Origin of the sequence: Pseudoflavonifractor sp. AF19-9AC (genome assembly GCF_003478995.1) — a bacterium.
GTDB lineage: Bacteria > Bacillota > Clostridia > Oscillospirales > Oscillospiraceae > Lawsonibacter.
This window is the reverse complement of sequence record NZ_QUGI01000008.1, coordinates 69,460-84,153: the sequence shown is the minus strand read 5'-3', so window position 1 is coordinate 84,153 and position 14,694 is coordinate 69,460. Positions and strand designations below refer to the sequence as shown.

Annotated in this window: 16 protein-coding genes and 1 riboswitch; of the genes, 14 read left to right on the top strand and 2 right to left on the bottom strand. The window is 61.0% G+C overall.

Going from position 1 to position 14,694, the window contains the following annotated elements; all coding sequences use genetic code 11:
* Positions 1–48: 48 nt before the first annotated feature.
* The 4 genes from DWX58_RS13245 to DWX58_RS13230 all read left to right on the top strand — a co-directional run bounded on the left by DWX58_RS13245 (position 49) and on the right by DWX58_RS13230 (position 3,804).
* On the top strand, positions 49–618 hold the full coding sequence (locus tag DWX58_RS13245) for a uracil-DNA glycosylase (RefSeq protein ID WP_118644575.1): 570 nt from the start codon (positions 49–51) through the stop codon (positions 616–618).
* A 162-nt stretch (positions 619–780) separates the two neighbouring features.
* Positions 781–1,341 (top strand): sigma-70 family RNA polymerase sigma factor, encoded by a 561-nt coding sequence (locus DWX58_RS13240; RefSeq protein ID WP_158579291.1) that lies wholly within the window; start codon positions 781–783, stop codon positions 1,339–1,341.
* Positions 1,322–2,746 carry a copper amine oxidase N-terminal domain-containing protein gene (locus DWX58_RS13235; RefSeq protein ID WP_118644571.1) on the top strand — a complete coding sequence of 475 codons (1,425 nt, stop codon included), beginning with the start codon at positions 1,322–1,324 and terminating at the stop codon, positions 2,744–2,746. The genes DWX58_RS13240 and DWX58_RS13235 overlap by 20 nt, the downstream gene beginning before the upstream one ends.
* Entirely contained in the window at positions 2,743–3,804 is a 1,062-nt protein-coding gene (locus DWX58_RS13230) for an acyltransferase family protein (protein ID WP_118644569.1), read from the top strand. The genes DWX58_RS13235 and DWX58_RS13230 overlap by 4 nt, the downstream gene beginning before the upstream one ends.
* A gap of 99 nt (positions 3,805–3,903) precedes the next feature.
* On the opposite strand, the gene DWX58_RS13225 is transcribed toward DWX58_RS13230, so the two are convergent.
* Complete coding sequence (locus DWX58_RS13225; protein ID WP_118644567.1) at positions 3,904–4,755, bottom strand: aminotransferase class IV; 852 nt, start codon at positions 4,753–4,755, stop codon at positions 3,904–3,906.
* Position 4,756: 1 nt separating this feature from the next.
* A complete protein-coding gene (locus tag DWX58_RS13220; protein WP_118644565.1) occupies positions 4,757–5,332 on the bottom strand; it encodes a phosphatase PAP2 family protein in 576 nt (191 codons plus the stop codon).
* A gap of 159 nt (positions 5,333–5,491) precedes the next feature.
* On the opposite strand from DWX58_RS13220, the gene DWX58_RS13215 reads away from it, so the two are divergent.
* The 10 genes from DWX58_RS13215 to DWX58_RS13170 all read left to right on the top strand — a co-directional run bounded on the left by DWX58_RS13215 (position 5,492) and on the right by DWX58_RS13170 (position 14,657).
* A complete protein-coding gene (locus DWX58_RS13215; protein ID WP_243093506.1) occupies positions 5,492–6,583 on the top strand; it encodes a glycosyltransferase in 1,092 nt (363 codons plus the stop codon).
* A 312-nt stretch (positions 6,584–6,895) separates the two neighbouring features.
* Positions 6,896–7,390: a 5-(carboxyamino)imidazole ribonucleotide mutase gene (gene purE, locus DWX58_RS13210; protein ID WP_118644563.1), complete on the top strand. Its 495-nt coding sequence runs from the start codon at positions 6,896–6,898 to the stop codon at positions 7,388–7,390.
* A 58-nt stretch (positions 7,391–7,448) separates the two neighbouring features.
* A complete protein-coding gene (locus tag DWX58_RS13205; protein ID WP_118644561.1) occupies positions 7,449–8,138 on the top strand; it encodes a phosphoribosylaminoimidazolesuccinocarboxamide synthase in 690 nt (229 codons plus the stop codon).
* A gap of 70 nt (positions 8,139–8,208) precedes the next feature.
* The gene (gene purC / locus DWX58_RS13200; RefSeq protein ID WP_118644559.1) at positions 8,209–8,919 is read left to right on the top strand and encodes a phosphoribosylaminoimidazolesuccinocarboxamide synthase; all 711 of its coding nucleotides are present in this window, start codon (positions 8,209–8,211) and stop codon (positions 8,917–8,919) included.
* A gap of 96 nt (positions 8,920–9,015) precedes the next feature.
* Positions 9,016–10,437, top strand: a complete 1,422-nt coding sequence (locus DWX58_RS13195; protein WP_118644557.1) for an amidophosphoribosyltransferase — start codon at positions 9,016–9,018, stop codon at positions 10,435–10,437.
* 6 nt (positions 10,438–10,443) lie between these two features.
* Positions 10,444–10,836, top strand: a complete 393-nt coding sequence (locus tag DWX58_RS13190; RefSeq protein ID WP_118644555.1) for a hypothetical protein — start codon at positions 10,444–10,446, stop codon at positions 10,834–10,836.
* A 1-nt stretch (position 10,837) separates the two neighbouring features.
* Positions 10,838–11,881: a phosphoribosylformylglycinamidine cyclo-ligase gene (gene purM, locus DWX58_RS13185; RefSeq protein ID WP_118644553.1), complete on the top strand. Its 1,044-nt coding sequence runs from the start codon at positions 10,838–10,840 to the stop codon at positions 11,879–11,881.
* A gap of 53 nt (positions 11,882–11,934) precedes the next feature.
* Positions 11,935–12,561 (top strand): phosphoribosylglycinamide formyltransferase, encoded by a 627-nt coding sequence (gene purN / locus DWX58_RS13180; protein WP_118644551.1) that lies wholly within the window; start codon positions 11,935–11,937, stop codon positions 12,559–12,561.
* 47 nt (positions 12,562–12,608) lie between these two features.
* A riboswitch (ZMP/ZTP riboswitch) is annotated at positions 12,609–12,687 on the top strand.
* Between the two features lie 50 nt (positions 12,688–12,737).
* Positions 12,738–13,445 (top strand): IMP cyclohydrolase, encoded by a 708-nt coding sequence (locus tag DWX58_RS13175; protein WP_118644549.1) that lies wholly within the window; start codon positions 12,738–12,740, stop codon positions 13,443–13,445.
* Positions 13,446–13,481: 36 nt separating this feature from the next.
* Positions 13,482–14,657, top strand: a complete 1,176-nt coding sequence (locus DWX58_RS13170; RefSeq protein ID WP_118644547.1) for a phosphoribosylaminoimidazolecarboxamide formyltransferase — start codon at positions 13,482–13,484, stop codon at positions 14,655–14,657.
* The last annotated feature ends 37 nt before the right edge of the window (positions 14,658–14,694 follow it).

Sequence of the window (14,694 nt, the reverse complement as noted above, 5' to 3'; positions counted from 1 at the left end):
GTGCTATACTGAGTGCAATTCAAAACCTGACAAAGGAGGAACCGGACGATGCTGAATTGGGAGGCACTGGAGCAAACCTGCAAAAGCTGTCAGAAATGCGCCCTGGCGGACACCCGGCACAACGTGGTCTTCGGGGTAGGGCCCCGGAACGCAGAGGTTATGCTCATCGGCGAGGGACCGGGGGAAAACGAGGACCTCCAGGGGGAGCCCTTTGTGGGCCGGGGCGGAAAGCTGCTGGACGCCATGCTGGAGCTCATCGACCTGAGCCGGCAGCGTAACGTGTATATCGGCAACATCGTCAAATGCCGCCCGCCCCAGAACCGGGACCCTCTAAACACCGAGCAGGACGCCTGCATCGGATACCTGCGCAACCAGGTGGCCCTTATCCGCCCCAAAATCATCGTGTGTCTGGGCCGCATCGCCGCCATGCGCCTCATCAAGCCCGACTACAAGATCACCAAGGAGCACGGGCAGTGGGTAGAGAAGTCCGGGGTCTGGATGACTGCCCTCTACCACCCCGCCGCCATCCTCCGGGATCCCTCCAAGCGGCCGGACACCTTTGTGGATTTGAAGGAGCTGGAGAAAAAGATTCGGGAAGTATGCACCCACACCTACTGATGGAATACCTATGCCCGCGCCGGACTGTTCTGCCGGCGCGGGCTGTTTTTTACGAAAAAATTTTTATATTTCCGCGACCACGCCCATTCCTTCGGCGTACCTAGAACTGAAGACACCCCGCCGGTTGTTTTCCCATTCCAACGACAGAGAGGAGGAAGTTCCTTGGACGAAGCAGCCCTGATTCTGGCCCTCCAAGCAGGGGACCGACACGCCCTGGAGCAGACGATCCGTCTCTACACTCATTATCTCACCGCCGTCTCCGCCCGTGTCATGGCCCCCAATCCCGCACGTGAAGATTTGGAGGAAGTGGTGTCGGACACCTTTCTGGCCCTGTGGCGGTTCCGGGACAATCTGGACCCGGAGCGTCCCCTGCGTCCCTGGCTGGCGGTAGCGGCCCGGAACCTGGCCATCAGCCGCCTGCGCCGCCACCAGGCGATCCAGGACCTGTCGGACACTCTGCCTGACAGCCGCCCCGGTCCGGAGGAACTGGCTCAAAACGAGGCGCTTCACCGCCACCTGCGCACCCTGGTGGAGGACATGGAGGAGCCTGACCGCACTCTGTTTTTGCGCTATTACTACGAGGAAGAGCCGCTGAACCAGATTGCCCCTCAGCTGGGGCTGGGTCTGTCCGCCGCCAAAAGCCGGCTCGCCCGGGGGCGGAAGCGGCTGAAAGCACGACTGGCGGAGGAAGGAGGCACCCCCTATGCAAAGCCACATGCATGAGCTGTGGGACGAGCTGGATCTACCAGAGGAATATCCTCAGCTGGAAGAGCAATCCATTTTAAACCGGGTAAACGCCACTCTGGACGCCCCCGCCGCGCCCAAGAAAATTGGGCGCAAGCGTCTTCTGAAACGTTCCCTCTTGCTGGCCGCTGCGCTGGTGCTGCTCACTGCCACGGCAGCCGCTGTTTCCCGTGCTGGGGTGCTGGAGCTCTTCTTCCGGGGCGACACCAGCCAACTGGAGCCCTACGTGCAGACCGCTCTGGACACCGCTGAAAATCAGGACTACCGCCTCACTGTAGGCAGCTGCCTCTACGACGGGCAGAACCTCTACGCCCAGGTGACCGTGGAGGCGCTCAACGACCGGGCCGCCGAGGATCTCATGAGCAACCGGGTCATCGCCGAGACCCACCGGGCATTCTGGGGCGAGGAGATGGTAAACGGTCTGCTGGAGAGCGGCTCTACCGGACCGTGTACCTTCCGAAGCAGCCTCTCCCAAAGCGGGAACCTGGATACAGCCGACCGGACGGGCAGCACCAGCAGCCGGGAGCTGCCCAATCCCACTGACCACAGCCGCTCCTGGCAGATCGACATTCAATTCAGCTCCTATCTGGGCCCCATGGAACATCCGCTGCGCTTCTGGGTTGGCTTCATGGGGGAGGACTGTGCCGTGGAAATTCCCCTGGACGATGTAGTGGAGTCTATCCGCCTGACCCCCAATGCAGAGGTCACCTGCAACCCCTATACTGGGTACAGGGGAATTCTGCGGGAATTTATCCTCACGCCCACCTCCTTCTCCATCGACGCAGAGCTCCTGGAGGAGCCGGATGAGAGCTATTATTCCAGCTTTCTGGATACAGCGGAAGATAGTTTCTTCCTGCGGATGAAGGCCGGCACCATCCTCACCCGCATGCAGCTTGGCGGTATAAACGACCAGCTGGACACCGTGGTGGATCTCAGCCAGGTGGAATCCATCATCTACGGGGACACCGAGTTCCCGGCAGACGGCTCTGCCCCCTTTCCCGCCCAGCTGCCGGACAACCTCTACCCCTTCACCTGCACGGAAATCGTGCCGGAGGGGTACGGTGACTTCCGCTTCCCGGTGGAGGAGCTGTGCCGGAAGCTGGGGGCCGACTACCGTTGGGACGAGGAAACTCAGACGGCCACCGCCACTTACCGAGGTGTCACCCTCACCATGACAGTGGGAGAAGACTACTGTCAGGTCAACGGAGAACCCGTGGATCTCGATTATATGGTCAGTTCCTCCCGGACGGTTCCTCAGTATATCGTTCTGGAGGACGGGGTGCTCACTGCTCCGGTCACGCTGCTGGAATACTGGTCCCTGGACTACCCCTATTTGCGTGATGCCGACGGTTCTCCCACCGGCATCATGCTGGTCATCCCATGAGCACCGCCCTCAAATCCGCCCCGCCCCCGTCCCGGCTGGCCTATCTAGATGGGCTGAGGGTGCTGGCCATTTTGCTGGTGGTCATTGTCCATGCCACGGCCCCTCTTCTTGTAAATCCCCAGTGGCTGGAACAGCCCCTGTGGTATCTCTGTCTGCTCCAAAATCCCATCAACCGCGCGGGCGTTCCCCTGTTTTTCATGATCAGCGGCTATCTGTTTCTTCGGACGCCCACCGTCTCCGCTCCCATGCCCTTTTACCGCCGTCGTCTGCCCCGACTGCTTCTTCCCCTGGTTTTCTGGAATGGGATTTATCTGCTGGTGCAAACACCGCCTCCCAGCCTCTCCTCCGGCCTTTTTAACTATTTCCGCACCCTGTTCACTGGCGGCAGCTGTTACCACATGTGGTTTCTCTACGCCATTTTGGGCATCTATCTGCTGGTCCCTGTTCTGGAGGTCCTTGCTCGGTATGGGAGCCGGGCGCATATGGTGAGCCTGTTGGCAGTAGCGGCCTTCCCCTCCTCCATTCTCCCCTTAATAAACAGCTTCCTGCCCTTTGAAGCCTCTGTCTATGTCTATCTTCCCATGGTGGAGGGACTGCTGGGCTACTTTATTCTGGGCTTTCTGCTGGGTACGACAGAGTTTTCCCGGCGGGCGCGGATTGGGATCTATCTGGCCGGTATGGCAGGGTATTGTATGGATCTGTGGGTGGATCTTACTACTGCCACCCCTCAGTCCATCCCGTTGCCCTCCCAGAGCGGTTACCGGATCAGTCACTATTTTGTGGCAGCGGCGCTGTTTGTGGGGATGCGCACTCTGTTCCAGAAATACCCGCAAGCGGAACAGCATGCGGCCGCCCCGCTGGCACACCTGTCTCGGCTGTCCTTCGGCGTCTTTTGGATCCATCCTCTGCTGCTTAAGGTGATTGATCGCCTGCTGGAAACAGACTTGATTGCAGGCCCCGTTCCCGCTCTGCTTATCCAGATCACTGTGACGGTGCTGCTCTCCTTTCTGCTGGCAGCTGTGCTCGCCCGGTTTTCTCTATCCCGTCTGCTGCTGTGAGGGAGCTTCCCCGCCGCGCCCGTTTAGCGGGGCTGTTGGGCCGAGTGGTACACAATGAAATTATGAAAAAAGGACGCCCGATGGGCGTCCTTTTTTGTCTTATTGGGGCTGGGTCTCCCGATGGAACTTTTCCAGGTAGGCGTCCTGGAGAAGCTTCAGAAGCTTCGGGTCCTTGCCGCCCACGGGGATGCCGTCCACCGACTCCACAGGGATGCACAGGGCGCTGGATGAGGTGACCAGCAGTTCGTCGGCGTTCATGAGCTCCACCATGGAGAAGGGCTTCTCCTCCACGGGGATGCCGCGCTCCCGGGCCAGGGCCAGCAGATGCTTGCGGGTGACGCCGGGCAGAATGAGCTCGTCGGTGGGGGCGGTGCGCAGCACGCCGTCCTTCAAGATGGAGATGTTGCTGTGGGCGCACTCGGTGACCCGGCTGCCCCGGTGGAGCACTGCCTCGTCACAGCCATGCTCCACCGCCCGCTGGTTGGCCAGTACGCTGGGAATGAGGTTCAGGGTCTTGATGTTGCACAGCTTGAAGCGGATGTCCTCCATGGAGATGAGCTTATAGGGCTTGTCCAGGGGCTTCATGGCGTGGGGCTTCACATAGATCATCAGGGAGGGGGTCACCTCCTTGGGCGGGAAGGGGTGGTTCCGGGGACAGACGCCCCGGGTGATCTGCCAGTAGAGGAACTGCACCGGGGCCTCCTCCGCCGCGGCAATCACCTTATAAAGCTCCTGCCGCACCTGCTCCCGCTCCATGGTGAAGGGGATCTCCAGCAGGCGCAGGCTGTTGTACATCCGGTCCAGATGGTCCTCCAGACCGAACACAATTCCGTTTGCCACCAGGGCGGCCTCATAAATTCCATCGCCGAAATACAGTGCCCGGTCCCCCATGGGAACGGTCATCTCCTCCAGAGGGCCCATCACTCCGTTGTAGTAGCCGACACTTTTCATGTTACTGCACCTCTTTCTTATTCGCCTCTCGTCTCTTCCAATACCCACTGATGCGAAGGCCGATCTCCCAGGCCCCCCAGGCGCACAGGCTGCCCACCACCGCGCCCGCCAGCACGTCGGAGGGGTAGTGCACACCCACATACAGCCGGGACAGGCCCATACACACGGCCAAAATCACTGCCGTCACCCGCATCCATGTCCGGGGCAGGGCCCGGGCCCAAATAATCCCCGCCGCAAAGGCGGCGCAGGTGTGGCCCGAGGGGAACGAATTGGGGTCGGGCTCGTTCACCAGTGGAATGAGCCCCGCCACGTCAATCCAGGGGCGGGTACGTCCCACCAGATGCTTCAGAACCACATTGGTACAGAGCAGTCCCAGCACCATGGCCAGCAGAGACAAAGCGCCTGCCTTCCGGGTCTTGGGAAAGCACAGCATTACCGCTGAGAGTATAATCCACAGAATGCCCGCGTTGCCCAGACGGGTATAGACCTCCACCAGCGGATTCAGCCAGGGCTGACGAACAGCCTCCTGAATCCACAGCAGAATGGGCCCCTCCATCTGGCAGAGGGTTTCCAGCATATTTTCCATCCTTCCGTTCTTGACCGGAGCAATCCGGCCGCTTATAATTTAAGGTAAGACGGACGGTTCATCCGTCTGTCCGCCCTGATTATACCTTCTTTTTTCCTGCCGTGCAAGGCAGAACCACCCGATTTTCCCAAGGAAACAGGAGACCTCGCCGTGAAGCAAATTCTCTGTCTGGCGGGGGAGCCCTGGAGCTCCTCCCCCGGCCGCACCCAACAGCTCATTTCCCGCCTGCGGGACACTCAAATTTTATACTTCTCCCCCGCCCGGGACCGCATGGACCGCTCCTTCCGTCAGAAGGGGAAAAAGGTGCGTCCCAACGTGACGGTGTACACCCTGCCGCCCCTGCTGCTCCCGGTGGAAGAGCGATACAGCCACCTCTTCCGCATGGACCACCGGCGGCTGGGCCGCTTTGTGGCGGAAAAGGCCGCAAGGCACCGCTTCTCCGCCCCCCTGCTCTGGGTCACAAGTCCGGAGCACGTCCATCTGCTGGACCACCTGGAATACGGCGGACTGGTGTACGACTGCGACCGGGAGTGGGCCGACCTCTCCCCCGACTGGGAGGGCAGTCTGGCCGGAGCGGCCGATCTGGTGTTTGCCGCCTCCCCTCAGCTGCGGGACCGGCTCTCCCCCTGCAGCGCCAACATTGCCCTGCTGCCCAACGGAGTCAACTATCCTCTCTTCTCCGGGCAGGACACCGCCCTCCGGCCCGACCCCCTGCCTCACATCACCGGCCCCGTGCTGGGACGGGTGGGCACTTTATGGGAGGATCTGGATCTCTCCCCCCTGCTGTTCGCCGCTCTGGAGCGGCCCGACTGGACCTTCGTGCTGCTGGGTCGGGAGGAGGACAACCCTCTGCTGCACCGTCTGCACCGCCTGCCCAACGTCATCTTCCCCGGCCCCTGTCCCCTGTCCGAGGTACCTGACTGGCTGTACCGCTGCGACGTGCTGGTGGATGTTCTCCGGCTGGATCGCCCCTATGACGATGTGATCCCCTCTCGCCTCTATGAATACCTCTCCACCGGCAAGCCGGTGGTGTCCATGCTCTGGCCCGACCAGGTGGAGCTCTTCCCCGACGTGGTGTATTCTGCCCACTCGGAGGAGGAATTTCTGCAATGTTGTCAGCACGCCATGGGGGAGGCCCATGACTTTGTCTTCCAGCGCCGCCGGACCCACGCCAGCGCCGCTGCCTGGTCTGACCGTGCGGGCCAGGTGGCCCGGATTCTGGCCACCACCGGACTGCTGTGACTCCCCCCACTGCTGTGACAACTTTCTCCCGCGATTTTCCCGCAGGCATTGTACAAGCCTACGAAATTGTTGCCGCCCCTTGCAAACTCCGCCGGATTTCGATACAATTATTTCCTAAGAGACTGGCGCGGTGTTCCATGCGCGCCGGCAGCAGGGAGGTATCCGCCATGGCCCGCTTCCATATGTTTTGTCCCCGGCACTTCCGCGCCCATGGTCAGGGCACCAATCTGTCCAAACGTCACTGAGTAAATACATCAGGCTATCTGTACAAGGCAGATAGCCTGAACTTTTTTGAGGAGGGACATGCTTACCATGAAAAAAGTCGCCATCATCATGGGCTCTGACTCTGACTGGCCCGTCGTCAAAGGTGCCTGCGGTCAGTTGGACGAGTTCGGGATCCCCTATGAGGCCCACATTCTCAGCGCCCACCGCACCCCCGCCGCCGCCGCTGAGTTTGCCAAAAACGCCCGTGCAAACGGCTTCGGCGTGCTGATCTGTGCCGCCGGCATGGCCGCCCATCTGGCCGGCGCCTTTGCGGGCAACTCCACCCTGCCCGTCATCGGCATCCCCATGAAGGGAGGCGCCATGGACGGTCTGGACGCCCTGCTGGCCACCGTGCAGATGCCCAGCGGTATCCCCGTGGCCACCGTGGCCATCAATGGCGCCAAGAACGCCGCTGTGCTGGCCGCCCAGATTCTGGCTGTGGCAGATGACGAGCTGGCCGCCAAGCTGGATGCGGCCCGGGAAAAGATGGCCCGGCAGATCGCCGAGAAGGAACAGAAGCTCCAGGCCGAGCTGGGCTGCTGAAATTCCGCTTTATAAACGTCACTCTGGGATGAAATTATCTGTGAAGGAGAACTGAACTATGGAAAAGAAGCTCGTTTATACCGGTAAGACCAAGGACGTGTTTGCTCTGGATAACGGCAATTACCTGCTGAAGTTCAAGGATGACTGCACCGGCAAGGACGGCGTGTTCGATCCCGGCGAGAACTCGGTGGGTCTGACCATCGAGGGCGTGGGCGACGTGAACCTGCGCATGTCTATCTATTTCTTCGAGAAGATCAATGCCGCCGGCATCCCCACCCACTATGTCTCCGCCGATCTGGCCAACACCACCATGGAGGTCAAGCCTGCCAAGGTCTTCGGCCACGGTCTGGAGGTCATCTGCCGCCACAAGGCCGTGGGCAGCTTCATCCGCCGCTACGGCGAGTACATCGCCGAGGGTGCCGACCTGCCCGCCTACGTGGAGACCACCTTCAAGAACGACGAGAAGGGCGACCCCCTGGTGACCAAGGACGCCCTGGTGGCTCTGGGCGTGATGACCGGCGAGCAGTACGACGCCATCAAGGAGGAGACCCAGAAGATCACCCAGATCGTGGCCGACGATCTGAAGGAGAAGGGCATGGTCCTCTACGACATCAAGTTCGAGTTTGGCTATGATGAAAAGGGCAACGTCATGCTCATTGACGAGGTGGCTTCCGGCAACATGCGCGTCTACAAGGACGGCCAGTATGTGGATCCCATGACCCTGTCCAAGCTCTTCTTCGCCGAATAATCCGGCGGTTCCTTCACGGAGCTTGTCCATTCATTAAGTTCTAGTCTAGATAGTAAAAGAGGTTTTTTTCATGGAAAAGTTGCAGCAGCTGTACGAAGGAAAGGCCAAGAAGGTATTCTCCACCCAGGACCCCGATGTGGTCATCGTCTCCTACAAGGACGACGCCACCGCCTTTGACGGGCTGAAGAAGGGCACCATTACCGGCAAGGGTGCCATCAACAACCAGATGACCAACTTCCTCATGCAGCAGTTGGAGAAGCAGGGCGTGCCCACCCACTTTGTGGAGGAGCTCAGCGAGCGGGAGACCGCCGTGAAGAAGGTGACCATCGTCCCCCTGGAGGTCATTATCCGCAACATCTCCGCCGGCTCCTTTGCCAAGCGCTACGGCGTGGAGGAGGGCATCGTCTTTGACGCCCCCACCATTGAGTTCTCCTACAAGAACGACGACCTGCACGACCCCCTCATCAACGACTATCACGCCGTGGCCCTGAAGCTGGCCACCTGGGACGAGATCGACACCATCAAGAAGTACGCCTTTGCCGTCAACGACTTTTTGAAGAAGACTCTGGCCGAGTGCGGCGTCACCCTGGTGGACTTCAAGCTGGAGTTCGGCAAGACCAGCGACGGCACCATCGTCCTGGCCGACGAGATCTCCCCCGACACCTGCCGCTTCTGGGACTCCAAGACCGGAGAGAAGCTGGACAAGGACCGCTTCCGCCGCGATCTGGGCAATGTGGAGGGCGCTTATCAGGAGATGAGCCGCCGCCTCATGGGCAAGTAAGCAGCAAAGCGTCAGACTGTGGGGGTAGAGAGGTCCCTCTCCTGAGCTCTCCGCCCCCCGGTTCTTTTTTCACTCTACAAGTTTAGGAGGACCACAATGGGAGGCTTTTTTGGCGCCGTCTCCAAGCGGGACGTGTCTCTGGATATTTTCTTCGGAGTGGACTACCACTCCCACCTGGGCACCCGCCGGGGCGGCATGATTGTTTACGACGAGAAGGACGGCTTTCAGCGCCAGATCCACAACATTGAAAACACCCCCTTCCGCACCAAGTTTGAGCGGGATTTGGCTGACTTCCACGGCCACTGCGGCATCGGCTGCATCAGCGACACTGACCCCCAGCCCCTGCTGGTGCGCTCCCACCTGGGACTGTACGCTATCTCCACGGTGGGCATTATCAACAACGCCGAGGAGCTCATTCAGCGCTACTTCTCTGACCACGGCCACCAGTTCATGGCCATGAGCTCCGGAAAGGTCAACGCCACCGAGCTCACCGCCGCTCTCATCAACCAGAAGGAGAATCTGGTGGACGGCATCCTTCACGCCCAGGAGCTCATTGACGGCTCCTCCACCATCCTCATTCTCACCCCCGACGGCATCATCGCCGCCCGGGACAAGCTGGGCCGTCTGCCCGTCCTCATCGGCAAGGGGCCGGAGGGCTGCTGCGTGTCCTTCGAGTCCTTCGCCTACCACAAGCTGGGCTATGAGGACGCCTATGAGCTGGGTCCCCGGGAGATCGTAAAGGTCACCGCCGACGGCTTTGAGACCCTCTCCCCCGCCGGAAAGGACATGAAGATCTGCGCCTTCCTGTGGACCTACTACGGCTACCCCAACTCCAATTACGAGGGGGTCAACGTGGAGGTCATGCGCTACCGCAACGGTGAGATCATGGCCCAGGCGGACAAGGAGCGGAACGTGGCTCAGGACGTGGACTATGTGGCCGGCGTCCCCGACTCCGGTCTGCCTCATGCCATCGGCTATGCCAACGCCAGCCACATCCCCTTCGCCCGCCCCTTTGTAAAGTACACCCCCACCTGGCCCCGCTCCTTCATGCCCACCAATCAGAACGTACGCAACCAGGTTGCCAAGATGAAGCAGATTCCTGTACCTGAGCTCATTCAGGGCAAGAAGCTCCTCTTTGTGGATGACTCCATCGTCCGGGGCACCCAGCTGCGGGAGACCGTAGAGTTCCTCTATGAGTCCGGCGCCAAGGAAGTCCACATGCGCTCCGCCTGCCCGCCCATCATGTACGGCTGCAAGTACCTGAACTTCTCCAGCAGCAACTCCGAGATGGAGCTGCTGGCCCGCCGCACCGTCCAGGAACTGGAGGGTGACGAGGGGCAGAAGCATCTGGACGAGTACGCCGACGCCAACACCGAGCGCGGCCAGTGCATGCTGAAGACCATCTGCGAAAAGTTCGGCTTCGACTCCCTGGGTTACCAGTCCCTGGACGGCCTGCTGGAGGCCATCGGCCTGGACCGGGACAAGGTGTGCACCTACTGCTGGAGCGGAAAGGAATAATGTCAAATGGAGATGGCCTGTGTTCAAACCCTAAACGAGTTAAAGGAAAATCTTCATACCCTCGACACCTATCTTGATGGACAGACAGAGCCATATTACTCTTACGCTGTGGACCGTATCAAAAAGGGCGTTTGCTTTGTGGCTGTGAAAACAGAACATGGTTTTCGTTTTTATCCCAGTCGATTTATCGGATACCAGCACAACAGCATGGAAGCCCACGAAAATAACGTATGGAAAGATGGAAAGGAGACCACTCCGGCCATCACACATATTTTGGGGCACAAACCCTGCCCGGACGCTGAACTTGAGCGTGCCTATCAGGCATATTGCGAAGCATTAGGCTTTACTGCCAATCAAAAGGGTGCGTACGGGGTTGAGAGAAAGTTTTGGAGGTTTTAATATGAAGAACTCCCATTCCGAGTCCTACGCCGCCGCCGGCGTGGACGTTACCGCCGGCTACGAGGCGGTGCGCCGTATCAAGCCCATGGTGGAGTCCACCTACATCCCCGGCGTCATGGGGACCCTGGGCGGCTTCGGCGGCATGTTCGCACCGGAAATGGCCGGGATGAAAAAGCCCGTGCTGGTCTCCGGCACCGACGGCGTGGGCACCAAGCTGCGCCTGGCCCAGCTGATGAACAAGCACAACACCATCGGCATCGACTGCGTGGCCATGTGCGTCAACGACATCATCTGCGGCGGTGCCTCCCCCCTGTTCTTCCTGGACTACATCGCCTGCGGCAAGAATGACCCCGTGCACATTGCTGAGATCGTGGAGGGCATTGCCGAGGGCTGCCGCCAGTCCGAGTGCGCCCTGGTGGGCGGCGAGACCGCCGAGCACCCCGGTCTGATGCCCGACGAGGACTACGACGTGGCCGGCTTCTCCGTGGGCATTGTGGACGAGGAGAAGATCATTGACGGCAAGCGTCTGGCTGAGGGCGACGTTCTCATCGGCCTGGGCTCCACCGGCGTCCACTCCAACGGCTTCTCCCTGGTGCGCAAGGTCTTTGACATCGAGAACGCCGACCTCACCTCCCCCGTGGAGGAGCTGGGGGGCAAGAGCCTGGGCGAGACCCTGCTCACCCCCACCCGCATCTACGTCAAGGCCATCAAGGCTCTGCTGAAGGCCGGTGTGGACATCCACGCCATCAGCCACATCACCGGCGGCGGCTTCTATGAGAACGTGCCCCGCATGATGACTGAGAACCTCACCGCCCGGATTGACCTGAAGTCCTTCCCCCGCCTGCCCATCTTCGACCTCATCCAGAAGAAGGGCAACATCCCCGAGCGGGACATGTATAACACCTTCAACATGGGCATCGGCATGCTGCTGGCCGTCCCCGCCGGACAGGCGGAGCAGACCCTGGCCGTGCTGAAGGAGGCCGGTGAGGCCGCCTGGCAGGTGGGCTCCGTGGTCTCCGGCGACGCCGGGGTGGAGCTGGTCTGAGCCGGGCGTTCCGCCGTCCGTCTTCCATCTGAACAAAAGGGGTTGTGATTCCGATGAACAAACGCATTGCGGTGCTGGTCTCCGGAGGCGGCACCAATCTCCAGGCCCTCCTGGACGCCCAGAGCCGGGGCGAGATCAAAAACGGCGAGATTGCCGCCGTCATCTCCTCCAGCCCTGAGGCTTACGCCCTGGAACGGGCCAAAAAGGCGGGGGTGCCCGGCTATGTGCTGGAAAAGAAGGACTGCCCCGACGCCGCCAGCCTGACCCACACCCTGGTGGAGCTTCTTCACCAGCTGGACATCCAGCTGGTGGTGATGGCCGGATTTATGACCATCGTCACCGGAGAGCTGTTCCAGGCCTATGAGAACGCGGTCATCAACGTCCACCCCTCCCTCATCCCCTCCTTCTGCGGCAAGGGCTGCTACGGGCTCCACGTCCACGAGAAGGCCCTGGCCTACGGGGTGAAGGTCTCCGGCGCCACCATCCACTTCGTCACCGAGGAGTGCGATGCCGGCCCCATCATTCTGCAAAAGGCAGTGGAGGTACTCCCCGACGATACCCTGGAGGTGCTGCAGCGTCGGATCATGGAGACCTGCGAGTGGAAGCTCCTGCCCCAGGCCGTCTCCCTCTTTTGCCAGGACCGGCTGCGGGTGGAGGGCCGCACGGTACACATTCTTTAAAAACCGGAACACCAAATTGACAAAGGCGCGCCGGATATGATACCATAAGCGGGCGGTATGACTGACGGAAGTGGAAGTGACCACAGGGAGTACCGCCTTGGAAAGCCGACCGTCTGGGCGCACCTCGTTCAAAAGCGTGGTGCGCCCTTTTTTATGGACTGACAAGGAGGAGTTTTATGGAAAAGCTTGATTTGTGCGCCTACCTGCGCCAGCACCCCTACCCCGGCCGGGGCATTTTGCTGGGCCACAGCGCCGACAACACCAAGGCCGTCATCGCCTACTTCATCATGGGCCGCAGCGAGAACAGCCGCAACCGCATCTTTGAGGCCACCGAGGACGGCATCCGCACCCGGGCCTATGACGAGAGCAAGATGACCGACCCGTCCCTCATCATCTACCACCCGGTGCGCAAGGTGGGCTCCACCACCATCGTCACCAACGGGGATCAGACGGACACCATCGCCGACGCCATGAAGGCAAACCACAGCTGGATTCGCGCCCTGCGCTCCCGCTGCTATGAGCCCGACGGCCCCAATTACACCCCCCGCATCTCCGGCATCCTCCGTGAGGACGGCAGCTATGCCCTGTCCATCCTCAAGTCCGCCGACGGCGACCCCAGCTGCAACCACCGCTACTTCTACGAGTATGACGCCCCCCTGGCCGGGGAGGGCCGGTTCATCCACACCTATCAGGAGAATCTGGACCCCCTGCCCTCCTTTGAGGGAGAGCCCCGTCGGGTGGCCGTCACCGCCTCCACCGCCGCAGAGCTGGCCAATCAGCTGTGGGAGAACCTGAACGCGGACAACAAGGTGTCCCTCTATGTGAGCTATGTGGACCTGGCCTCCGGTCAGGCGGACACCGTCATCATCAACAAGCACGGCTGATCCAGTGTTGCCGGACAGGGAAAGGAAGAGTTCATTATGACCGAGCTGGAACTGAAATACGGCTGCAACCCCAACCAAAAGCCCGCCCGCATCTTCATGAAGGGGGACCGTGAGCTGCCCCTGGAGGTGCTCAACGGCCGTCCGGGCTACATCAACTTTCTGGACGCCCTCAACTCCTGGCAGCTGGTAAAGGCCCTGAAGAAGGCCACCGGCCTGCCCGCCGCCGCCTCCTTCAAGCACGTCTCCCCCGCGGGAGCCGCCCTGGGCCTGCCCCTCAGTGAGGTGGAGCGGCAGATCTACCTGGCCCCTGAGGGAGAACTGTCCCCCATCGCCTGCGCCTACCTGCGGGCCCGGGGCGCCGACCGGCTGTGCTCCTTCGGTGACTGGGCAGCCCTCAGCGACGTTTGTGACGCCGACGCCGCCCGCTGCCTCAGTCAGGAGGTGTCCGACGGTGTCATCGCCCCCGGCTACACCGACGAGGCCCTGGAAATTCTGAAAACCAAGCGCAAGGGCGGCTACAACGTGGTAAAGATTGACCCCGACTACCAGCCTGACCCCATTGAGCGGCGCACCATCTTCGGCATCACCTTTGAGCAGGGCTACAACAGCCTGGAGCTCACCGAGGACCTGCTCACCAACCTGGTGACCGCCAACAAGGACCTGCCTGAGAGCGCCCGGCGGGACATGCTGGTGGCCCTTATCACCCTGAAGTATACCCAGTCCAACTCCGTCTGCTACGTGAAAAACGGCCAGACCATCGGCGTGGGCGCCGGCCAGCAGAGCCGCATCCACTGCACCCGCCTGGCCGGGGACAAGGCGGACATCTGGTGGCTGCGCCAACACCCCAAGGTGCTTGCCCTCCAGTTCGTGGACGACATCCGCCGGCCCAACCGGGACAACGCCATCGACCTCTATATCTCTGAGGAGCACGACGACGTGCTGGCCGAAGGCGTGTGGCAGACCGTCTTCAAGGTGAAGCCCGAGGTGCTCACCCAGGAGGAGAAGCGGGCGTGGATTGCCCAGCTCTCCGGCGTCACCGTGGGCTCCGACGCCTTCTTCCCCTTTGGCGACAACGTGGAGCGGGCCCGGAAGTCCGGCACCCAGTACATTGTCCAGCCCGGCGGCTCCATCCGGGACGACCAGGTCATCGCCACCGCCGACAAGCACGGCATGGTCATGGCCTTTACCGGAGTGCGTCTCTTCCACCATTAAAGTCTCCAGAGGGGCTTTGTCCCTCTGACCTTGTAAT